This is a genomic window from Streptomyces sp. NPDC003456, assembly GCF_042878735.1.
In the GTDB taxonomy this organism is placed as follows: Bacteria; Actinomycetota; Actinomycetes; order Streptomycetales; family Streptomycetaceae; genus Streptomyces.
Map to the genome: position 1 here is coordinate 37,117 of NZ_JBIAOK010000007.1, position 18,828 is coordinate 55,944.

General features: G+C 72.6%; 23 protein-coding genes. 15 read left to right on the plus strand and 8 right to left on the minus strand.

Annotated elements, in window-relative coordinates; genetic code table 11:
- The first annotated feature begins 12 nt into the window (after positions 1-12).
- Complete coding sequence (locus ACFYWG_RS27530) at positions 13-1,224, plus strand: DUF2993 domain-containing protein (RefSeq protein WP_389204013.1); 1,212 nt, start codon at positions 13-15, stop codon at positions 1,222-1,224.
- Positions 1,225-1,344: 120 nt separating this feature from the next.
- On the opposite strand, the gene ACFYWG_RS27535 is transcribed toward ACFYWG_RS27530, so the two are convergent.
- The 5 genes from ACFYWG_RS27535 to ACFYWG_RS27555 form a co-directional block, all read right to left on the minus strand.
- A complete protein-coding gene (locus ACFYWG_RS27535; RefSeq protein WP_389204014.1) occupies positions 1,345-2,811 on the minus strand; it encodes a sensor histidine kinase in 1,467 nt (488 codons plus the stop codon).
- Positions 2,808-3,545, minus strand: a complete 738-nt coding sequence (locus ACFYWG_RS27540) for a response regulator transcription factor (RefSeq protein WP_383501410.1) — start codon at positions 3,543-3,545, stop codon at positions 2,808-2,810. The genes ACFYWG_RS27535 and ACFYWG_RS27540 overlap by 4 nt, the downstream gene beginning before the upstream one ends.
- Positions 3,546-3,645: 100 nt before the next feature.
- Positions 3,646-4,638 carry a S1C family serine protease gene (locus ACFYWG_RS27545; RefSeq protein ID WP_389204015.1) on the minus strand — a complete coding sequence of 331 codons (993 nt, stop codon included), beginning with the start codon at positions 4,636-4,638 and terminating at the stop codon, positions 3,646-3,648.
- Positions 4,639-4,743: 105 nt separating this feature from the next.
- Positions 4,744-5,766, minus strand: a complete 1,023-nt coding sequence (locus tag ACFYWG_RS27550; protein ID WP_376330628.1) for a LacI family DNA-binding transcriptional regulator — start codon at positions 5,764-5,766, stop codon at positions 4,744-4,746.
- Between the two features lie 127 nt (positions 5,767-5,893).
- Positions 5,894-6,682: a response regulator transcription factor gene (locus ACFYWG_RS27555; protein ID WP_376330629.1), complete on the minus strand. Its 789-nt coding sequence runs from the start codon at positions 6,680-6,682 to the stop codon at positions 5,894-5,896.
- 173 nt (positions 6,683-6,855) lie between these two features.
- Between ACFYWG_RS27555 and ACFYWG_RS27560 the strand changes: the two genes are divergently transcribed.
- The 8 genes from ACFYWG_RS27560 to ACFYWG_RS27595 all read left to right on the plus strand — a co-directional run bounded on the left by ACFYWG_RS27560 (position 6,856) and on the right by ACFYWG_RS27595 (position 11,956).
- Positions 6,856-7,707, plus strand: a complete 852-nt coding sequence (locus tag ACFYWG_RS27560; protein ID WP_389204016.1) for an alpha/beta hydrolase — start codon at positions 6,856-6,858, stop codon at positions 7,705-7,707.
- 78 nt (positions 7,708-7,785) lie between these two features.
- Complete coding sequence (locus tag ACFYWG_RS27565; protein WP_383501421.1) at positions 7,786-8,040, plus strand: MoaD/ThiS family protein; 255 nt, start codon at positions 7,786-7,788, stop codon at positions 8,038-8,040.
- Between the two features lie 2 nt (positions 8,041-8,042).
- The gene (locus ACFYWG_RS27570; RefSeq protein ID WP_389204017.1) at positions 8,043-9,119 is read left to right on the plus strand and encodes a hypothetical protein; all 1,077 of its coding nucleotides are present in this window, start codon (positions 8,043-8,045) and stop codon (positions 9,117-9,119) included.
- Positions 9,120-9,270: 151 nt separating this feature from the next.
- Positions 9,271-10,011: a DUF2993 domain-containing protein gene (locus tag ACFYWG_RS27575; RefSeq protein WP_383501428.1), complete on the plus strand. Its 741-nt coding sequence runs from the start codon at positions 9,271-9,273 to the stop codon at positions 10,009-10,011.
- A gap of 203 nt (positions 10,012-10,214) precedes the next feature.
- Positions 10,215-10,295 (plus strand): putative leader peptide, encoded by an 81-nt coding sequence (locus tag ACFYWG_RS27580; protein WP_350310325.1) that lies wholly within the window; start codon positions 10,215-10,217, stop codon positions 10,293-10,295.
- Between the two features lie 137 nt (positions 10,296-10,432).
- Entirely contained in the window at positions 10,433-11,278 is an 846-nt protein-coding gene (locus ACFYWG_RS27585; RefSeq protein WP_376330639.1) for a sulfurtransferase, read from the plus strand.
- 43 nt (positions 11,279-11,321) lie between these two features.
- Positions 11,322-11,609: a DUF1416 domain-containing protein gene (locus tag ACFYWG_RS27590; RefSeq protein WP_003991226.1), complete on the plus strand. Its 288-nt coding sequence runs from the start codon at positions 11,322-11,324 to the stop codon at positions 11,607-11,609.
- 86 nt (positions 11,610-11,695) lie between these two features.
- Positions 11,696-11,956 (plus strand): DUF3099 domain-containing protein, encoded by a 261-nt coding sequence (locus ACFYWG_RS27595; protein ID WP_383501433.1) that lies wholly within the window; start codon positions 11,696-11,698, stop codon positions 11,954-11,956.
- A 69-nt stretch (positions 11,957-12,025) separates the two neighbouring features.
- Here the strand turns inward: ACFYWG_RS27595 and ACFYWG_RS27600 are convergent, their stop codons facing one another.
- Complete coding sequence (locus tag ACFYWG_RS27600; RefSeq protein WP_376330643.1) at positions 12,026-12,388, minus strand: DsrE family protein; 363 nt, start codon at positions 12,386-12,388, stop codon at positions 12,026-12,028.
- A 203-nt stretch (positions 12,389-12,591) separates the two neighbouring features.
- On the opposite strand from ACFYWG_RS27600, the gene ACFYWG_RS27605 reads away from it, so the two are divergent.
- The 3 genes from ACFYWG_RS27605 to ACFYWG_RS27615 all read left to right on the plus strand — a co-directional run bounded on the left by ACFYWG_RS27605 (position 12,592) and on the right by ACFYWG_RS27615 (position 14,648).
- Positions 12,592-13,167, plus strand: coding sequence for an FABP family protein (locus ACFYWG_RS27605; protein ID WP_383501436.1), 576 nt, complete (start codon positions 12,592-12,594; stop codon positions 13,165-13,167).
- A gap of 67 nt (positions 13,168-13,234) precedes the next feature.
- Entirely contained in the window at positions 13,235-13,672 is a 438-nt protein-coding gene (locus tag ACFYWG_RS27610) for a Fur family transcriptional regulator (protein WP_376330647.1), read from the plus strand.
- A gap of 10 nt (positions 13,673-13,682) precedes the next feature.
- The gene (locus ACFYWG_RS27615) at positions 13,683-14,648 is read left to right on the plus strand and encodes a YgfZ/GcvT domain-containing protein (RefSeq protein WP_376330649.1); all 966 of its coding nucleotides are present in this window, start codon (positions 13,683-13,685) and stop codon (positions 14,646-14,648) included.
- 42 nt (positions 14,649-14,690) lie between these two features.
- On the opposite strand, the gene dtd is transcribed toward ACFYWG_RS27615, so the two are convergent.
- Complete coding sequence (gene dtd, locus ACFYWG_RS27620) at positions 14,691-15,116, minus strand: D-aminoacyl-tRNA deacylase (protein WP_376330651.1); 426 nt, start codon at positions 15,114-15,116, stop codon at positions 14,691-14,693.
- Positions 15,117-15,327: 211 nt separating this feature from the next.
- Here dtd and ACFYWG_RS27625 point away from each other — a divergent pair, with 211 nt between their 5' ends.
- The 3 genes from ACFYWG_RS27625 (at position 15,328) to ACFYWG_RS27635 (ending at position 18,470) form a co-directional block, all read left to right on the plus strand.
- Positions 15,328-15,960: an aerial mycelium formation protein gene (locus ACFYWG_RS27625; RefSeq protein WP_385412741.1), complete on the plus strand. Its 633-nt coding sequence runs from the start codon at positions 15,328-15,330 to the stop codon at positions 15,958-15,960.
- Between the two features lie 72 nt (positions 15,961-16,032).
- On the plus strand, positions 16,033-17,292 hold the full coding sequence (locus tag ACFYWG_RS27630) for a GNAT family N-acetyltransferase (protein ID WP_376330654.1): 1,260 nt from the start codon (positions 16,033-16,035) through the stop codon (positions 17,290-17,292).
- Positions 17,293-17,567: 275 nt separating this feature from the next.
- On the plus strand, positions 17,568-18,470 hold the full coding sequence (locus tag ACFYWG_RS27635) for a FadR/GntR family transcriptional regulator (RefSeq protein ID WP_389204018.1): 903 nt from the start codon (positions 17,568-17,570) through the stop codon (positions 18,468-18,470).
- A 108-nt stretch (positions 18,471-18,578) separates the two neighbouring features.
- Here ACFYWG_RS27635 and ACFYWG_RS27640 read toward each other — a convergent pair whose 3' ends face one another.
- A complete protein-coding gene (locus tag ACFYWG_RS27640; RefSeq protein WP_376330657.1) occupies positions 18,579-18,767 on the minus strand; it encodes a hypothetical protein in 189 nt (62 codons plus the stop codon).
- Positions 18,768-18,828: the final 61 nt, after the last annotated feature.

The following is an 18,828-nucleotide window of genomic DNA, read 5'->3' on the forward strand; positions in this document are numbered from 1 at the left end:
TCGGATGACTCGATGCGTACCCCCCACCACGCAGCCGCGCATCCCCGGCCGAACCCGTACGAGGAGCTCGCCGCCCTCGACGACGGGCCTCTGGAGGTCATCCCTCTGGAGGAGTTCCTGCCCGAGGCGCCCGAGGAGGGCGCCGAGGACGCCTGGGCCCCGCCGGACCACCGGCGGGGCGGCCGGCGGCGGCGGAAGCATCGCTTCGCCGGACTGCCCCTCGCCGTCAAGGCGGTGGCCGGCCTGGTCGTCCTCGCGGCCTTCGCCGCCCTCGCCGACCGCTGGGCCCTCCTCTACGCCGAGCACCGCGCCGCCGACACCGTCAAGGACCGCCTCGGCCTGGCCGCCGCGCCCGAGGTGGAGATCGGCGGCTTCCCCTTCCTCACCCAAGTCACCGCCGAGCGGCTGGAGTCGGTGACGGTGACCGTCCCGGACGTCGCCGCCGACCGCGTCTCCCTGGCGAAGGTGTCCGCCACGGCCCACGACATCCGGCTGGACACCGACGGCCTGACCTCCGTGCGCGGTGCCGGCGTCCCCCGCTTCGACGGGGAGGTGCAGCTCTCCTTCACCGACCTCAACCGCGAACTGGGTTCCTCCCAGGTCACCTTCACCGGCCGGGGCCGCGACCGCGTGCGCGCCGAGGGCGTCCTGCCGGTCGCCGGCCACGACCTGCGGCTGCACGCCGAGGCCCGGATCCGGCGCCAGGGCGAGCGCGGCATCGCCACCGAGATCGGCGCCCTGCGCCTGGACCTCGGCGGCCTCGCCACCTACCGTCCCGGCACCGGTCCCGCGCAGGGCCTGCACCTCACGCCCCAAGGCAGCGCCGACCTGGCCCGTCAGACCCGCAAGGCCAAGGCGCTGCTGTCCGTCCCCGCGATCGTGCAGCGGCTCGGGGTGCCCGGGGCGACCGTGCGGGAGGCCCTGGCCGACGACGGCAGACTCACCGAGCTGACCGGCTCGCCGCGCTTCGCCCGCCAGGCCCAGCGCCTGAACCTCCTCGACCTCGCCCTGGACCACCCGCGGGTGCTGCGCCGGCTCGGCCTCGACCCGGAGCTGCTCGACGCGCTGACCGGCCTGACCCGCCCCGCTCTGGCCGAGCGGCTGTCCCTGGCGTTCGAACTGCCGGAACCGGAGCGGGGGGACGTACGGCTGCGGGAAGTACGCGTGGAGAAGGACGGCATCCGGGTGCGGGTGTCGGGCTCGGGGCTGTCCGTGGGGTCGTAGCAGGAGGAGCGGCGACCCTCTCGGGGGGCATGCTCGGCCTCCACCGACGCGTCAGCGAACTCCCCGACGGGCCCGTTCTCGAGTTCGGCGCGAGCCCCTGGGCGTCGTTCGTGGCGTACGTCAGCCGGTAGGGAGGTCCGACGGCGGAGGCACCGTCGCGCCCGGCAGCCGGACCGTGGCCACCGTGCCTCCACCCTCCGCCGGGGACAACGACACCTCGCCGCCCGCCTGCTGCACCGTGCGGGCCACGATCGACAGACCGAGGCCCGAGCCCGGCAGGGACCGGGCGCTCGGGGAGCGCCAGAAGCGGTCGAAGACGTGGGGGAGTTCGTCGGCGGGGATGCCCGGGCCGTGGTCGCGGACCGTGAGGGTGCCGTCGGACAGCCGTACGTCGATCGTGCCGCCCTCGGGGCTGAACTTCACCGCGTTGTCGAGGATGTTGACCACCGCCCGTTCGAGAGCGGACGGCTCCGCACGGACGAACCAGGGCTCGACGTCCGCCGTGATCGTCAGGTCCGGGCCCCGCAGCCGGGCCCGCCGCAGCGCGGACTCGACCGTGTCGTGCCAGGCGACGATCTGGGTCCGGCCGGAGTGCTGGCCGGTGTCCGGGCGGGACAGTTCCTGCAAGTCGCCGATGAGCGCGGCCAGTTCCGTCATCTGGGCCTTCACCGACGCCAGGAGCGCCTTGCGGTCGGCCTCGGGGAGGGGGCGGCCGGTCTCCTCGCTGCGGGTGAGCAGTTCGATGTTGGTGCGCAGCGAGGTGAGGGGGGTGCGCAGTTCGTGGCCGGCGTCCGCGATCAGCTGCTGCTGGAGGTCCCGGGAGCTGGCCAGCGCCGAGGTCATCGAGTTGAAGGAGTGGGACAGGCGGGCGATCTCGTCCTCGCTGTCGTCCTCGACGGGGATGCGGACGTTCAGGTCCTCCGTGCGGGCCACCTGCTCGACGGCCTCGGTCAGCTTGTCGACGGGCCGCAGCCCGGCCCGGGCGACGGCCAGCCCGGCCGCTCCGGCGCCGAGCACGCCCACACCCGACACCAGCAGCAGGATCAGCGCCAGCTCGTTGAGCGTGGACTGGGTGCCCTTCAGCGGCAGGGCGACGACCAGGGAGTGGTTCGCGGCCACGCCCGGCGGCAGGGAGTCGTCCTTGACGACGAGCGCCGTGGTCATGACGCGCAGCTTGGCGCCGTCGGTGTCGGTGCCGTCCCGGAAGTGCGGCACGTTCGGGTCGGGGGCCTTGGCCACGCTCTTGTCGACGCCGCTGACCTGTACCTGGGCCGTGGAGCTGGGGAAGAGGCACACCTTGCCGTCGGCCCCGACTAGCTGCCCGTAGCTCTTGGGCCGCGATCCCACGCCGAGTGCGTCGGAGGGGGTCTGGGGGCAGGCGGCCACGAGGTCCCGGAACTCGTCCGGGCGCACCGGCCCCACCGACGACTTCAGGTCCTCGTCGATCTCGTCGTACAGCTTCCCCTGCACGATGAACCAGCAGGTCACCGAGACCGCCGCCACCGCGAACGCCACGGCCGCCGCCACCAGCAGCGCCAGGCGCGAGCGGATCGGCAGGGCGCGGAAGCGGCGGACGAGCCTGCTCACTCGGCGCCGCCCTGGCGCAGGACGTAGCCGACCCCGCGCACCGTGTGGACCAGGCGCGGCTCGCCGCCCGCCTCAGTCTTGCGGCGCAGGTACATGACGTAGACGTCGAGGGAGTTCGAGGACGGCTCGAAGTCGAAGCCCCAGACGGCCTTGAGGATCTGCTCGCGGGTGAGGACCTGGCGCGGGTGGGCCATGAACATCTCCAGGAGCGTGAACTCCGTGCGGGTCAGCTCCACGTGGCGTCCGCCCCGGGTGACCTCGCGTGTGGCGAGGTCCATCCGCAGGTCGGCGAAGGCCAGCACGTCCTCGTCGGCCGGACCGGCCGCGCCCACGGCCGCCGCGTAGGAACTGCGGCGCAGCAGGGCGCGGATCCGGGCGAACAGCTCGTCCAGTTCGAACGGCTTGACCAGGTAGTCGTCGGCGCCGGCGTCGAGGCCGGTGACGCGGTCGCCGACCGTGTCGCGGGCGGTGAGCATCAGGATCGGGGTCGTGTCGCCCGCGGCGCGGATGCGGCGCGCGGCGGTCAGTCCGTCCATGCGCGGCATCTGGATGTCGAGGACGACGAGGTCGGGGCGGTAGGCCGCGGCCTTCTCCAGGGCGTCCGCGCCGTCGACCGCCACCTGCGTGCCGTACCCCTCGAAGGCCAGGCTGCGCTGGAGCGCTTCGCGCACGGCCGGCTCGTCGTCGACGATCAGGATGCGCTGGGTGTCACGGTCGCCGTCTGCGGGGCTCATGGGCGGGCGGTCCTCGGGTGTGGTGGGGGACGGGGGTGCTCTGACGTTCTCAGCGTCGCACGACACGGCGCGGTGCCGGGCGCCCTCCGTCCGGCGGGGACTACTCCGTCGAGCCGGACCGCAGCTTCGCGAGGTCGGCCTTGACCGTGTCGATCGGAATGGCGAAGCCGAGGCCGACGCTGCCCGCGTCGGAGGACGAGGAGGCATGGCTGGTGGGCGAGTACATCGCGGAGTTGATGCCGATGATGTTGCCGTTCATGTCGATCAGCGCGCCGCCGGAGTTGCCCGGGTTGAGGGACGCGTCGGTCTGGAGCGCCTTGTAGGTCGTCGTGTCGCTGCCGGTGTCGCCGTTGAACTGGCGTCCGCCGAACTCGAAGGGCCACTGGCCGTCGCCCTGCTGAGGCTGCTGCTGCGCCTCGTCGGTCGGGACCGTGACGTCGCGGTCGAGGGCCGAGATGATGCCGCTGGTCACCGTGCCGGACAGCCCCTCGGGCGAGCCGATCGCCACGACCTGGTCGCCGACCTGCACGCCGGCCGAGTCGCCGAGCGTGGCGGCCTTGAAGCCGGAGCCGTCCTGCACGTCGATCAGCGCCAGGTCCTTCTTGCTGTCGGTGCCGACGATCTTCGCGGAGTACGTCCTGCCGTCGCTGGTCGTCACCTGGATCTTCGAGGCGCCGGAGACGACGTGGTTGTTGGTGACGATCTCGCCGCCGCTGCTGATGATCACCCCGGAGCCGGTGGAGGACCCTGCGCCGGAGTCGGCGCTGATCTCGACGATGCTGGGGCTGACCGCCTTGGCGACCCCGGCGACCGTGCCCTTCTGGCTGGAGGGCACCACGGTGGTGCTGGTGGAGCTGGAGGCGACCGTGTCGGTGCCGGCCAGCTCCTGGATGCCGTAAGCCGTGCCGCCGCCTATCGCGGCCGCGACGATCGCCACGGCGGCGAGCAGGGCCAGGGGCCCGCGGGTGCGCTTCTGCGGGGCGTGCGCCGGGGCGTACGCCGGCGGGGGCGGCCACTCGGGGTTCACCGGGGCCTGCTGCTGACCCTCGTAGGGGTTCGGGTACTCGCCACTGCGGTGGAAGCTCTCGGTCATGGCATCGAGCGTGTCGCCCGACCATGAGAGCTTCCTGAGGGCTCGCTGAGAAGCCCGACAGAAGTGCGTATGCCCGATATAAAGACGCCCCGGAGGCGACAGACCCTAGGCGCAGCCGCAGGACCGGCGGACGACCAGCCGTGACGGGAAGACCTTCAGGCGCTCGCGCCGGGAGCCCGCCACCCGCAGCCCGTCGTCGAGGACGAGGTCCACCGCGGCCCGGGCCATCGCCGGCCGGTCCGAGGCGATCGTGGTCAGGGGCGGGTCGGTCAGCGCCGCCTCCTTGATGTCGTCGAAGCCCGCCACCGCCAGCTCGCCCGGCACGTCGATGCGCAGTTCGCGCGCCGCGCGCAGCAGGCCGATCGCCTGGTCGTCGGTGGAGCAGAAGATCGCCGGCGGGCGGTCGGGGCCGGAGAGGATCTTCAGGGCGGCCTGGTAGGCGTCGTAGCGGTTGTACAGGGCCTCGAAGAGCCGGCCCTCGGTGGGGATGCCGGCGTCGTCCATCGCGCGGCGCCAGCCCTCCACGTGGTCGGAGACCGGGTCGCCGACCGCGGGCGTCTCGGCTATGCCGCCCATGCAGGCGACGTACGGGTAGCCGTGCTCCAGCAGGTGCCGGACGGCCAGCTCGGCGCCCCCGAGGTCGTCCGTGGTGACGGCGACGTCGTCGATGGCCTCGGGGCGTTCGTGCAGCAGCACCACCCGGGCGTCCCAGGCGTCGATCTCGGCGGCGGCCAGGTCGTTGAGCGCGTGGCTGACGAGGATGAGCCCGGACACCCGCATGCCCAGGAAGGCCCGCAGGTAGTGGACCTCGCGCTCGGCCACGTAGTCCGTGTTGCCGACGAGGACCATCTTCCCGCGCTCGGAGGCGGCCTGCTCGACCGCGTGCGCCATCTCCCCGAAGAAGGGCTGGCGGGCGTCGGGGATGATCAGGCCTATGAGGTCGGTGCGCCGGGACGCCATCGCCTGGGCCACCCGGTCGGGCCGGTACCCCAGTTCCTTGATCGCGGCGAGGACGCGCTCGCGCGTGGCCGGGGCGACCGGCCGGGGTCCGTTGTTGATGACGTAGCTGACCACGGCAGTGGAGGTCCCTGCCAGCCGCGCCACATCATCCCGAGTCACCTTGGCCACGCGCGGAGTCTACGCGGATATACCCGCTCCGGGCAGGGCGTGAAGGAGGCTCCGTACGACATCCCGACCGCCGTCCGGGCGACGTCCCCGCGCGGGCGGGGACCGGGCCGGCGGCGGGATGCGCCCGTCATGCCCGGGCGCGCGCCTCCGCGGCGTCCAGGGCGGCCGACTCGTCCGTTGTGTCCGGCTTCGCGGCGGCGGCCTTGGCCTTCGCCTCCTCGGCGGCCCGCTCCATCTTCTCCGGCTTCTCCGGCGTAACGAATCGATAACCCACGTTCCGCACGGTGCCGATCAGCGACTCGTGCTCGGGGCCGAGCTTGGCGCGCAGCCGCCGTACGTGCACGTCGACCGTGCGGGTGCCGCCGAAGTAGTCGTAGCCCCAGACCTCCTGCAGCAGCTGGGCGCGGGTGAAGACCCGGCCCGGGTGCTGCGCGAGGTACTTCAGCAGCTCGAACTCCTTGAAGGTCAGGTCCAGGACCCGTCCCTTGAGCTTGGCGGAGTAGGTCGCCTCGTCCACCGACAGGTCGCCGTTGCGGATCTCCATGGGGGAGTCGTCGCCGACGATCTGCTGCCGCCCCATGGCCAGCCGCAGCCGCGCCTCGACCTCCGCGGGCCCGGCGGTGTCGAGCAGGACGTCGTCGATGCCCCAGTCGGCCGTGACGGCGGCGAGACCGCCCTCGGTGACGACCAGGACCAGCGGGCAGCCCGGCCCGGTGGAGCGCAGCAGCTGACACAGGCTGCGCACCTGGGGGAGGTCCCGGCGGCCGTCGACGAGGATGACGTCGGCACCGGGGGTGTCGACGAGGGCGGGGCCCTCCGCGGGGGCCACCCGCACGTTGTGCAGGAGCAGGCCGAGTGCGGGGAGCACCTCCGTCGACGGCTGGAGGGCGTTGGTCAGGAGCAGCAGAGAACTCATACGTCTGGTTCCTCCTCGGTCCCTGCGAGGACGCTGGTTGGCACAGCACGGGCTCTGCGATCCCGAAGGCCCCGTACACCCGCGGTTTCCCGCGTCGTATACAACGCTTCCGAAAGCACAAAAGGACCCGGGGGCAACGCTGCCCGAGTCCTTCGCCCAGCAGAATAGCCCACATGAGCTCTGGTCCGGCAGGTCATGTGGCGCGTTCCACCGATCGTCCGCATCCCGAGACGCCTGCGGGAACGCCCGTTCGCGTGTCGTCGCGGACGTTTCTGCGGACGGCCGACGGGGTGACGATCGACGCCCTCCACGAGCCGGGCGCCGCCGCGGCCGACGCCTGCGGGACGCCTTCCGGCCACCTCGTGTTCGTCGTCGCGCACGGCTTCACCGGGGCCGTGGACCGGCCGCACCTGCGGCGGGTGGCCGGGGTCCTCGCGCGGTACGGGGCGGTGGTCACCTTCTCCTTCCGGGGGCACGGCGCCTCCGGCGGGCGCTCCACGGTCGGGGACCGGGAGGTGCTGGACCTCGCGGCCGCGGTGCGCTGGGCGGGGGAGCTGGGCTACCGCCGCATCGTGACGGTCGGGTTCTCCATGGGCGGCTCGGTGGTGCTGCGGCACGCGGCGCTGCACCCCGGCGAGAGCGCCGCGGTGGTCGCCGTGAGCGCGCCGGCCCGCTGGTACTACCGGGGGACCGCCCCGATGCGGCGGCTGCACTGGCTGGTGACCCGCCCCGAGGGCCGCGTGGTGAGCCGCTACGGGTTCCGCACCCGCATCCACCACCGCGACTGGGACCCCGTGCCGCTGTCGCCCGTGGAGGCGGTGCCGAAGATCGCGCCCACGCCCCTGCTGATCGTGCACGGCGACGCCGACGGCTACTTCCCCCTCGACCACCCCCGCATGCTCGCCGCGGCAGCCGGTGACCAGGGCGAACTGTGGCTGGAGCCCGGCATGGGGCACGCCGAGCACGCGGCGGGCGAGGAGCTGCTGGACCGCATCGCGACCTGGGCGGTCCGGCGGTCGGGCTAGCCTGACGGGGTTCACCGTCGGGTGGACCCGTGCGAATGTCGATGTGAGTCCGCTGCGACTGTGCGATTGAGGAAGCAGATGCCAAAGGTCACGGTGCGCTACTGGGCCGCCGCCAAGGCCGCGGCCGGGGTGGCCGAGGAGCCGTTCGAGGCCGCCACGCTCGCCGAGGCGCTGGCCGGCGCGCGCGAGCGCCACCCCGGGGAGCTGGAGCGCGTCCTGCTGCGCTGCTCGTTCCTCGTGGACGGCGACCCCGTGGGCACCCGCGGGCACGAGACGGTACGGCTGGCCGACGGCGGCACGGTCGAGGTGCTCCCGCCGTTCGCAGGAGGGTGACGATGACCAACCAGCCGTACGACGGATACGACGGCTACCGCCCCTACGACCCCCACGGGCAGCAGCCGCAGCAGCAGCCGTGGCCCGGGCAGGGGTACCAGGGGTACGACGACCCGCAGGCCGCGCAGCAGTACACGCAGCAGTGGCAGGGGCAGACCTGGGAGACGCAGACGCACCAGGCGGTGAGCGCGCCGGCCGCCGCGGAGACGGCGTACCTGTCGCAGCCCGGGCACCCCGCGCCCGCCGGCCCGGTGGACGCCGGGGCCCCGGCCGGCGCGGCGGCGCCCGTGCCCGACTACGGACCGGCCACGGTCGGCGGCAACACCCGCCTCACGGACGCGCAGCGGGCCCGCGCGGAGGGGCGCTCGCCGGTCATCGAGCCGGGGATGCAGCCCGCCGCGCTGACCGCGCTGCTGGGCCTGCTGCTGGCCGGTGCCGCGGCGGTCGGCACGTACGCGCTGCTCGTGCCGCTGGTCGTGCTGCAGGCCGTGACCGCCGCGGGCTGGTTCCGCCTCAACGGCATGTGGCCGGCGCGGCAGGGCATCGCGCTCGGGTTCGCGGGGGCGCTGGCGGCGGACGCCGCGCTGCTCGCCTCGGACCGGTCGCCGGCGGCGATCCTCGGGACGCTCGGGGTGTGGGTGCTGCTCGCGCTGGTGCTGCAGCTGCGCTCGCACGCCGACCCCGACGAGCGGATGTACGGGCTGACGGCGACGGTCGCGGCCTCCGCGCTGGCGATCGTGGCGGCCGGCCACCTCGCCGCCGACGCGGACGCGGTGACGGTGGGCGCGGTCGCCGTGGCGGTCGCCGTGCTGGTGCGGGCGCTGCCCCTGCCGACGCCGGCGTCCGTGGCGGTGGCGCTGCTCGCCGGTGCGGGCGGCGGTGCGGCCGCCGGGGCGATGACGGACCTGGGCACGCCGGGCGCGGTCCTGGGCGCGGGAGCGGCCGCGTGCGCCCTGATCGGCCACCGCGTCGCGAGCTACGACTACCCCTCCCGCTTCGTCCACTTCACGGCGGGCGTGGCCCTGCCCCTCGCCGCGGCGGCCCCGGCGGTGTACGTCCTGGGCCGGGTGCTGGGCTAGGGCCTGTCGTTCGGATCGGCTCCGCCGGGCCTGTCACAGGTGATCGACAATGTGGCGGCCGTCCTTGCACGCGGAGTTACGCTCACGCCAGGGACGGCCGCCCGGTCGTCGAGGGACGCCGTCACAACCGCCTAGGTGGGGGAAACACCGCATGCGCGCACTGCGAATACTGCTGATCTTCGTCGTGGTCCTGGGCGGTCTGTTCGTGATCGCCGACCGCGTCGCGGTCGGCTTCGCCGAGGACGAGGTCGCCGACCGGCTGAAGTCGACGGAGAACCTGTCCTCGACCCCGGACGTGAGCATCAAGGGCTTCCCGTTCCTCACACAGGTCGCCGGCGGCTCCCTCGACGACGTCGAGGTCGGCATCCAGGACTACGAGGCCGCCACCGGCGACGGCGGCCGCACGATCCGCATCGACGACCTCCAGGCCGACATGAAGGGCGTGGAGTTCTCCGGCGACTACAGCTCCGCCACCGCCACCACCGCCACGGGCACCGCGACCATCGCCTACGACGAGCTGCTGAAGACCGCGAAGGTCGAGCCCACGCAGATCGCCCCGGGCGTCACCGCCAACGTCGTCGGCCTCTCCGACGGCGGCAACGGCAAGATCAAGGTGGCCGTGGAGGCCACCGTCCTCGGCACCACGCTGCCCGAGCCGGTCGCCGTGCTCAGCACGGTGACGGTGGTCGACGGCGACACCGTGCGGGTGAAGGCCGACGGCCTGCCGAAGTTCGCCGGGGTGAACCTCGCGGAGAATCGGGTCCGCACCATCACCGACTTCCAGCAGAAGATCGACGGCCTGCCCGGCGGCATCAAGCTGGACAAGGTCCAGGCCGCACCCGACGGCGTCGAGATCTCGGTGCGGGGTTCCGACGTCCGGCTCGCCGGGTAGGGGACGGGCACGGCGGTCCGACCTGCGCTGTCCGGTGGGCGAGACGGCGGTGTCCGCAGCGCAGATGGGTCGGGTGGACCGGTCGGGCGGAACCCGTGCGGGGAGCGGCCCGAGGGCCCGGTGATCCCACATGGCGGATCATCCCGTCTCAACATGCGACACGCCGGTGACATGGCCGCCCTGCCGTCCTTACGATCGAGGCCATGAAGCGACAGGCGGATCTCACGAAGCGGCGGGCAGTAGACCTGTGCCGCGTCGCCGCCATGCTCTGTCGCACCTTCTGAGCGACCGCGCCGGCCTGCTCGCCGGCGCGCGCATCCCCGCCGCCCTGCAGCAAGGGCATCCGTGCGCCGCCCCGTCCGCGGGTGTGCGCCCGCCGACCTCGCACGCCCCGCCGTAACTGCCCCGGAGGAGAAAGAGCATGAGCCGCAGCGACGTCCTGGTAGACGCCGACTGGCTTCAGGAGCACCTGGACGACACGGACCTCGCGATCGTCGAGGTCGACGAGGACACGTCCGCGTACGACAAGAACCACATCAAGAACGCGATCCGCATCGACTGGACCAAGGACCTCCAGGACCCGGTCCGCCGCGACTTCATCGACCAGGAGGGCTTCGAGAAGCTCCTGTCGGAGAAGGGCATCGCCAACGACCACACCGTCGTCCTCTACGGCGGCAACAACAACTGGTTCGCCTCGTACGCGTACTGGTACTTCAAGCTGTACGGCCACGAGAACGTGAAGCTTCTCGACGGCGGCCGCAAGAAGTGGGAGCTGGACGCCCGCGAGCTGGTCCCCGGCGACGAGGTGCCCGAGCGTCCGAAGACGGACTACAAGGCCAAGGCCCAGGACACCTCCATCCGTGCCTTCCGCGACGACGTCGTCGCCGCGATCGGCGCGCAGAACCTGGTCGACGTGCGCTCGCCCGACGAGTTCTCCGGCAAGCTGCTCGCCCCGGCCCACCTGCCGCAGGAGCAGTCCCAGCGCCCCGGCCACGTGCCGAGCGCCCGGAACATCCCGTGGTCGAAGAACGCCAACGACGACGGCACCTTCAAGTCGGACGAGGAGCTCAAGGCCCTCTACGAGGCGGAGAGCGTCGACCTGGCCAAGGACACCATCGCCTACTGCCGCATCGGTGAGCGCTCCGCGCTGACCTGGTTCGTCCTGCACGAGCTGCTCGGCGTCCAGAACGTCAAGAACTACGACGGCTCCTGGACCGAGTACGGCTCCCTCGTGGGCGTGCCGATCGAGCTCGGCGCTGCCGAGTAAGCGAATCCGACCGACCTTTCCAGACCCCCTTCAGGAGTACGACATGTGCGGTGCGAAGGCCGGCGGCCCCGACGCCTCGACGATCAAGCCCGGTGAGACCACCATCCAGGGTCAGGTGACCAAGGACGGCGAGCCCGTGGTGGGCTACGTCCGCCTGCTGGACTCGACCGGCGAGTTCACGGCCGAGGTGCCGACCTCGGCGACCGGACAGTTCCGCTTCTACGCGGCCGAGGGCACCTGGACCGTCCGTGCCCTCGTGCCCGGCGCCACCGCCGACCGCACGGTCGTCGCCCAGCAGGGCGGACTGGCCGAGGTCGCGATCGCCGTCTGACGGCGAGAGGTTCTCGAGGGGCCGCACCCACCGGGTTGGACGCCTGGGGTGCGGCCCTTCGGCCTGCGCGGACCTACGCTGGAGACATGTACGCACGGAGGCGGCGGACGTACTTCGCGATGATGGGCCTGTGCATCGGCCTCTTCGTCCTGGCCTGGGGCGTCGTGCGGCTGTGGTCCGTCCCCGTGGCCGTCGGGATGTGCGTGGTCGCCATGGTCATCCCGCCCGTGGCGGCCATGGTCGCCAACCGGCGCGGGCCCGACGACCGCTGGTGGGACGACCCCTCCGGCGACCCCCAGTCCGACGAGTGGTGGGACGAGCTGGACGGCCGGAAGCGCCCGCGGTGAGGCGCGTCCGCCCGGCTCACCGCCGTCTCCGCGCAGGGGCACGGTCCCCCCGGGGCCCGCGGGCGCGTCTCAGTAGACGAGGGCCTGCGTGCCGTCGGCCATCGCCTCCTGGACGAAGACCTGCGCCCCCGCGATCCGCACGCCCTCCAGGACGTCCTTCTCGGTGATGTCGCGGCGGGCGGCGCACTGCGTGCACAGGGTGACGCGGCCGGCCGCGAGGACGGAGTCCAGCAGGTCGGGCAGGGGCGCCGCGTGCGGCAGCTCGAACTCGGCCGCCCGGCCGGGGAGCGCGAACCAGGCGGACTCGCCGGTCAGCCACAGGGAGACCTCGACGCCGCTCGCGACGGCCACCGCCGCCACCGTGAACGCCTGGGAGCACCGCTCGGGGGCGTCGGCCCCCGCCGTCACCTTGATCACCAGCTTGTTCGCCATAGCCGGAATCGTAGTGCGCAAAGGGCCCGCGTAAGCTGGGGCCGGCCCTGTGCTTACATCCGCACCCCGCTCAAGGAGCACCCCGTGGAGCTTTTCTTCGAAATCCTGTTGGTCCTGGTCGCCGTCGGCGTCCTCGCGTTCGCCGGACTGACCGTGAAGAAGCTGTACCAGGGCCAGCGCTGACCCACGTCTAGGAAGTTCTCATGATCGAGATCCCGTCCGACCTCCACAAGGACCTCGTCCCGCTCGCCTTCCTGCTCGGCAACTGGGCGGGCGCCGGCGTGCACGACTTCCCCGGCTCCGAGAAGTGCAACTTCGGTCAGGAGGTCGCCTTCACCCACGACGGCCGGGACTTCCTGGAGTACCGCTCGCACACCTGGGTGCTGGACAACGACGGCAACAAGGTCCGCCCCCTGGAGTCCGAGCACGGCTACTGGCGCGTCGACGCCGGCCGCAAGGTGGAGGTCACGATGACCCGCGACGACGGCGTCATCGAGATCTGGTACGGCGAGCTGGCCGACAAGAAGCCGCAGATCGACCTCGTGACGGACGCGGTGGCCCGCACGGCCGCCTCCCAGCCCTACACCGGCGGCAAGCGCCTGTACGGCTACGTGAAGAGCGACCTGATGTGGGTCGGCGAGAAGCAGACCCCCGAGGTCGAGCTGCGCCCCTACATGTCGGCGCACCTGAAGAAGGTCGTCACGCCGGAGGAGGTCGAGCGCTGGGCGAAGGCCCTGCCCGACGACATGCCGGACGACGGCATCGCCTTCTTCAAGTAGCCGCCCCGCCGGTCGGACGCGGGCCTTCCCCGTCCGGTCCGGTGCGAGTCCGCCTAGACTCTGGGGTGTGGTGAGCACCGACTGGAAGAGCGATCTGCGGCAGCGCGGCTACCGGCTGACCCCGCAGCGGCAACTCGTGCTCGAAGCCGTGGACACCCTGGAGCACGCGACCCCCGACGACATCCTCGTGGAAGTGAGGAAGACGGCGTCGGGGGTCAACATCTCGACCGTCTACCGGACGCTGGAGCTCCTGGAGGAGCTCGGCCTGGTCAGCCACGCCCACCTGGGCCACGGGGCGCCGACCTACCACCTGGCCGACCGGCACCACCATCTCCACCTGGTCTGCCGGGACTGCCAGAACGTGATCGAGGCGGACGTCTCCGTCGCCGCGGAGTTCACGGACCGGCTGCGGCAGACCTTCGGCTTCGACACCGACCTGAAGCACTTCGCGATCTTCGGCCGCTGCGAGGACTGCACCCTCAAGGCTTCAACTACCGAGTCGTAGGCTTACGGACATGAAGAGCCCCCTGCTGACCCTGCCCGGCGCCGTTCCCGCCGAGGGCGTGGACGAAGGCGTCGCCGCCCACTACGGCGACCTGTTCCGCGAGCAGCGCGCCCTCGCGAACGGCACCGGTTTCGTCGACCTCTCCCACCGCGGGGTCGTCACCGTCACCGGCGAGGACCGGCTGGCGTGGCTGCACCTGCTGCTCACCCAGCACGTCAGCGAGCTCCCCGCGGGCCGGGCGACCGAGGCGCTGATCCTCTCCGCGAACGGCCACATCGAGCACGCCCTGTACCTCGTCGACGACGGCGCGACCGTCTGGGCGCACGTGGAGCCGGGCACCCAGGAGGCGCTGATCGCGTACCTGGAGTCGATGAAGTTCTTCTACCGCGTCGAGGTCGCCGACCGCACCGGTGACATCGCGGTCGTGCACCTCCCGGCCGGTTCCATCGCCGAGGTGCCCGAGGGCGTGACCGTCCGGGAGACCCCGTACGGCCGGGACCTGTTCCTGCCGCGTGCCGACCTGGAGGCGTACGCCGAGCAGGCCGGGCCGCCCGCCGGGATCCTCGCCCACGAGGCGCTGCGCGTGGAGCAGCACCAGCCCCGGCTCGGCTTCGAGACCGACCACCGCACGATCCCGCACGAACTGGGCTGGATCGGCTCGGCGGTGCACCTGCAGAAGGGCTGCTACCGGGGCCAGGAGACGGTCGCCCGGGTGCAGAACCTGGGCAAGCCGCCGCGCCGCCTGGTCTTCCTGCACCTGGACGGCAGCGAGGTGCACCTGCCTGCGGCCGGCACCGAGCTGCGGCTCGCCGGTGAGGGACCCGACGGGCGGAAGATCGGCTTCATCACGACCTCCGCGCGTCACCACGAGCTCGGCCCGGTCGCCCTCGCCCTGGTCAAGCGGAACGTGGCCGTGGACGCACCGCTGGTCGCGGGGGACACGGCGGCGGCCCAGGAAGTCGTCGTCGAGCCGTAGGGCGCGTCGTCGTCGCGCCGTGGGGCGGGTAGATCTTTCGGGTCAGATCTCGATCAGCACGGTGAACGGGCCGTCGTTGGTCAGTGATACACGCATCGCCGCCCCGAACCGGCCCGTCGCCACCGTCGCCCCGAGGGAGCGCAACTGCGCCACCACCTCGTCGACGAGGGGCTCGGCGACGTCGCCCGGGGCGGCCGCGTTCCAGGTGGGGCGGCGGCCCTTGCGGGCGTCCCCGTAAAGGGTGAACTGGCTGATCACCAGCAGCGGGGCGCCCGTGTCGCTGCAGGACTTCTCGTCGTGCAGCATGCGGACCGACCACAGTTTGCGGGCCAGCTGGGCGGCCTTCTCCTTGGTGTCCTCGTGCGTGACGCCGACCAGGACGCACAGCCCCTCGCCCTCGATCGCGCCCACGGTCTCGCCGTCCACGACGACGCTCGCGCCGTCCACCCTCTGCACCACTGCTCGCATGCGTCCATCATGCAGGGCGGTGACGTCGCCGCCCCACGCGGTCGGCGCATGGCTCGAAAGAGTGGTTTGCCCGGGCGCCAACAGGCAGCGCACGGACGTATTTTGCTGCTTAACCGCCCATCTGGGGTCTATCGGGGGCACTCGTTCCCATAGCGGCCACTCGGGGTGGCACGATGCATGCACACACCGGTCGAGGGGACGGTCGAGGCACATGAGCACATCGAGCACCGGGCAGTACCCGGGCGCTGCCTGGTCGACGTACACGGGGGCCGGGGCGCCGGAGTACCACCGGCCGCCCACCCAGCGCACGGACAGCCCGCGGCTGCCCTCGGACACCCCCGCGCGCGAGCTGACCGCGCTGAGCCTGGCCGAGCTGCGGGCGCTGCGCCGCGAGGCCCAGCGCGACGAGACCGGCCTCAGTTACGTGCGGCGGCTGCTGCAGGGGCGGATCGACATCCTGCGCGCGGAACTGTCCCGGCGTGCGCCGGAGGGCGCGGCCCCCGTCGCCGCGCCACCGGAGGCCTCCGTCGTCGAGCGCCTCGCGGAGATCCTGCGCGACGCCCCGGCCTCCAGCCGCTCCTCCGCCCGGCACGTGACCGTGGGCGCCCCGCAGGGCGAGGAGTACCGCAGGCTCGCCGCGGAGATGCTCGGCGAGGTCGAGCTGTCCGACCTGGGCGCGCGCACGGACGTCGAGCTGACCACCGGCATCGGGCGCCTGGAGCGCCACGAGCAGCAGGTGTCGCGCCGCCGCCGGCGGCTGCAGCGCACGGCCGACGCGTGCAGCACGGAGATCGCCCGCCGGTACCGCGAGGGGGAGGCGCAGGTCGACGATCTGCTGGCATGAGCCCTCGCGGGGGTGCGGGGCCGGTCGGATATTCGCACGACACCGGCCGGCCCGCCGCCTAGCGTGAAGTCCATGACCCTCCCCCGCGCCGACGACATCGACGTACGCCCCATCACGGAGACCGAGTTCGCCGTCTGGCAGCGGGCCGTGGGCACCGGCTTCCTGCGGTCCCAGGCCCTGTCCGAGGAGGAGGTGGCGGCGCGGCGCCGGGTGTTCGTGCCCGGCCGGTACCTGGGGGCCTTCGACGGCGACCGGTGCGTGGCGACCTTCCGGTCCTTCGACCAGCGGCTCACGGCGGTCGGCGGGGCGAGCGTCCCGGCCGACGCCGTCTCGGGCGTCACCGTGACGGCCACCCACCGGCGGCGCGGCCTGCTCTCCCGGATGATGGCGCACGACCTGGCGGCGGCGAAGGAGCGGGGGGACGTCGTGGCGACGCTGATCGCCGCCGAGTACCCGATCTACGGCCGGTTCGGCTTCGGCCCGGCGACCTGGATGACCGAGTGGACGGTCGACGTGCCGCGGGCCGGACTCGACGCCCGCTGGGCGGGTCCGGCGGACGGCGGGCGGATCGACCTGGTGGACGGCGAGGACGTCCGCAAGCTCGGCCCCGAACTCCACGAGCGGCTGTGCCGCACCCGGCCCGGCGCCATCGACCGCGACGAGCACTGGTGGAAGGTGAACACGGGCGCCCTGCCCGCCGACCCGACGTGGAAGACGCCCTTCTACGCGGTCTACCGCTCGGCGTCCGGCGAGGTCGAGGGCATGGCCGTCTACCGGGTGGACGACACCTGGGGCGACGCCAAGCAGCCGTTGAACACGGCGAGCGTGGACTGGCTGACCGGTGTGACCCCGCGGGCGGAGCGGGCCCTGTGGCACTACCTGTGCTCCATCGACTGGGTCGTCTCGGTCAGGAGCGGCCGGCGCGCCCCGGACGACCTGCTGCCGCTGCTGCTGCCCGACCCGCGGGCGGCTGCGATCACCACGCAGTCCGACTGGCTGTGGGTGCGCATCCTCGACGTCGAACGCGCTCTGCGGGCGCGGACGTACGAGGGTGAGGGGGCGCTGGTGCTGGAGGTGGCCGGGGTGGACGGCCTGACCGGCGGGCGCTACCGGCTGGAGGCCGGCACCGACGGGGCGTCCTGCACGCCCACCACCGCCAGTGCCGACCTGGCACTGGGACTCGGGGACTTGGCGGCGCTGTGGCTCGGGGACGAGTCCGCGGTGCGGCTGGCGGCCCTGGGCCGGATCGGGGAAGAACGAGCGGGCGCCGCCCGGAAGGCCGACGCCCTGCTGCGTACGTCCAGGCGGCCGTGGTGCCCGGACATGTTCTGAAGCCGCTCCCTTCCGCCGGTGGACAGGGACCCGCATCCGTAGCGAGCTGTTCGGTTGTGGTGGTCGTGCGGTGGTGCTCTCCGGCCGTCCGGGACTCCCGGCTCCCCTCCGGAAGGGAGCCCCGCGGCGATGTCGCGCCGGCCAACCGTCTCAAGGTCCGACCAGGTCGCGGAAGTTGGCAGCCAACTTCACTGTACTTATCTCCGCCGGGAAGCGGCTCATAACCACCTTTACGCGAACTGCCGCAAGATGGCGGGAAGTTGTAGTGTGCAGCTGTGGACCCGGAACACGACTCCGCCACTGGGCGGAAGAGGTCGCAACGGCCACAGCGGACACACCACGAGGTGGCCGAGGAGCTGCGCGCCCGGATCAGGTCGGGCGCACTGCGGCCGGGTGCGCGCCTGCCCACCCAGGCCCGGCTGGCCCAGGAGTTCGGCGTCGAGCGCGGGGTGGTGCGCGAGGCGCTGCGCGTGCTGCGGTCCGAGCAGCTGCTCACCAACGTCTCCAAGGGCAGCCCGGCGACGGTGGCTCCCGACCCCGTCCGGGCCCTGACCGGCCCGGAAGCCCCGCCGCTGCCCACCACGGTCGCCCTCGCGCCCCGGATCGCGCGGGCCTTCGCCGCCGAGCACGTGGAGATCGACGCCGTCTGCCTGACCTCCGTCTCCCTGACGCTCGCCCTCGGTGAGCCGCTGCGGGAGATCCACGCCGGGCGGCTGAAACCGGCCAGGGTCGACGTCCGGGTGCTGCTGCCGAGCCGGGACATCGACCTCGCCTTCCCGGTCGCGGTCGGGCAGCACGGCGACGACCGGGTGCACGAGCGCTGGCTGGCCATGCGCAACGCCCAGGGCCAGGTCCTGCGGCACAACCTGCTGGCGCTGCGCTCCACCCACGGCATCGACGTCCGCGTCACCTTCCGGGCCCTGCCCTTCACGCCGCCGGTGAAGCTGTACCTGCTCAACGGCGCCGAGGCCCTGTTCGCCCACTACACACTGACGCGCCGGGAGGCCGAGATCGGCCAGGAGCACCTGGAGACGTACGACGCCCAGGGCACCCGGTCGATGCTGTTCCCGTTCCGGCAGGGGGCCGGGCGGCGGGACACGGCGTTCGTGCAGCAGTCCCACCAGTGGTTCGACGCACTGTGGGAGACGATCAGCTCGGAGCTGGTGCTCACGGGCTGACGTCTCCCACAGGGGTGTCGCGGGTCGTGCGCGGGGTGCTGGTTGCTCGGGTGGCTCGGGTCGTTCGGGTGACTCGGGTGGTGCGGGTCGTTCGGGTGGTGCGGTGGCTCACAGGGCGGGTCCCGTCATCAGCAGCGCGAGCACCACGGCTCCCGCGGAGCTGACCGCCGGGCTCTTGGCCTTGATGCCGACGGTGAGCAGGAGCAGGCCGACGATGCCCGCCGGCCCGTACTTCCACTGGACGAGCTGCTCGAAGGCGACGACGAGGACTGCGGAGAGGAGGGCGAGGGCAGGCATGTTCTTTTCCCCCTTCGGGCTTCCGGGGCGGGAGGGTGAGGGGCGAACTTCGGAAGCAAAA

Bases quoted from the DNA above. Each gene is read 5' to 3' on its own strand.
- ACFYWG_RS27530 (WP_389204013.1), top strand. From the start codon at position 13: ATGCGTACCCCCCACCACGCAGCCGCGCATCCCCGGCCGAACCCGTAC.
- ACFYWG_RS27540 (WP_383501410.1), bottom strand. From the start codon at position 3,545: ATGAGCCCCGCAGACGGCGACCGTGACACCCAGCGCATCCTGATCGTC.
- ACFYWG_RS27545 (WP_389204015.1), bottom strand. From the start codon at position 4,638: ATGACCGAGAGCTTCCACCGCAGTGGCGAGTACCCGAACCCCTACGAG.
- ACFYWG_RS27555 (WP_376330629.1), bottom strand. From the start codon at position 6,682: ATGAGTTCTCTGCTGCTCCTGACCAACGCCCTCCAGCCGTCGACGGAG.
- ACFYWG_RS27560 (WP_389204016.1), top strand. From the start codon at position 6,856: ATGAGCTCTGGTCCGGCAGGTCATGTGGCGCGTTCCACCGATCGTCCG.
- ACFYWG_RS27565 (WP_383501421.1), top strand. From the start codon at position 7,786: ATGCCAAAGGTCACGGTGCGCTACTGGGCCGCCGCCAAGGCCGCGGCC.
- ACFYWG_RS27570 (WP_389204017.1), top strand. From the start codon at position 8,043: ATGACCAACCAGCCGTACGACGGATACGACGGCTACCGCCCCTACGAC.
- ACFYWG_RS27575 (WP_383501428.1), top strand. From the start codon at position 9,271: ATGCGCGCACTGCGAATACTGCTGATCTTCGTCGTGGTCCTGGGCGGT.
- ACFYWG_RS27580 (WP_350310325.1), top strand. From the start codon at position 10,215: ATGAAGCGACAGGCGGATCTCACGAAGCGGCGGGCAGTAGACCTGTGC.
- ACFYWG_RS27585 (WP_376330639.1), top strand. From the start codon at position 10,433: ATGAGCCGCAGCGACGTCCTGGTAGACGCCGACTGGCTTCAGGAGCAC.
- ACFYWG_RS27590 (WP_003991226.1), top strand. From the start codon at position 11,322: ATGTGCGGTGCGAAGGCCGGCGGCCCCGACGCCTCGACGATCAAGCCC.
- ACFYWG_RS27595 (WP_383501433.1), top strand. From the start codon at position 11,696: ATGTACGCACGGAGGCGGCGGACGTACTTCGCGATGATGGGCCTGTGC.
- ACFYWG_RS27600 (WP_376330643.1), bottom strand. From the start codon at position 12,388: ATGGCGAACAAGCTGGTGATCAAGGTGACGGCGGGGGCCGACGCCCCC.
- ACFYWG_RS27605 (WP_383501436.1), top strand. From the start codon at position 12,592: ATGATCGAGATCCCGTCCGACCTCCACAAGGACCTCGTCCCGCTCGCC.
- ACFYWG_RS27615 (WP_376330649.1), top strand. From the start codon at position 13,683: ATGAAGAGCCCCCTGCTGACCCTGCCCGGCGCCGTTCCCGCCGAGGGC.
- dtd (WP_376330651.1), bottom strand. From the start codon at position 15,116: ATGCGAGCAGTGGTGCAGAGGGTGGACGGCGCGAGCGTCGTCGTGGAC.
- ACFYWG_RS27625 (WP_385412741.1), top strand. From the start codon at position 15,328: ATGAGCACATCGAGCACCGGGCAGTACCCGGGCGCTGCCTGGTCGACG.
- ACFYWG_RS27630 (WP_376330654.1), top strand. From the start codon at position 16,033: ATGACCCTCCCCCGCGCCGACGACATCGACGTACGCCCCATCACGGAG.
- ACFYWG_RS27640 (WP_376330657.1), bottom strand. From the start codon at position 18,767: ATGCCTGCCCTCGCCCTCCTCTCCGCAGTCCTCGTCGTCGCCTTCGAG.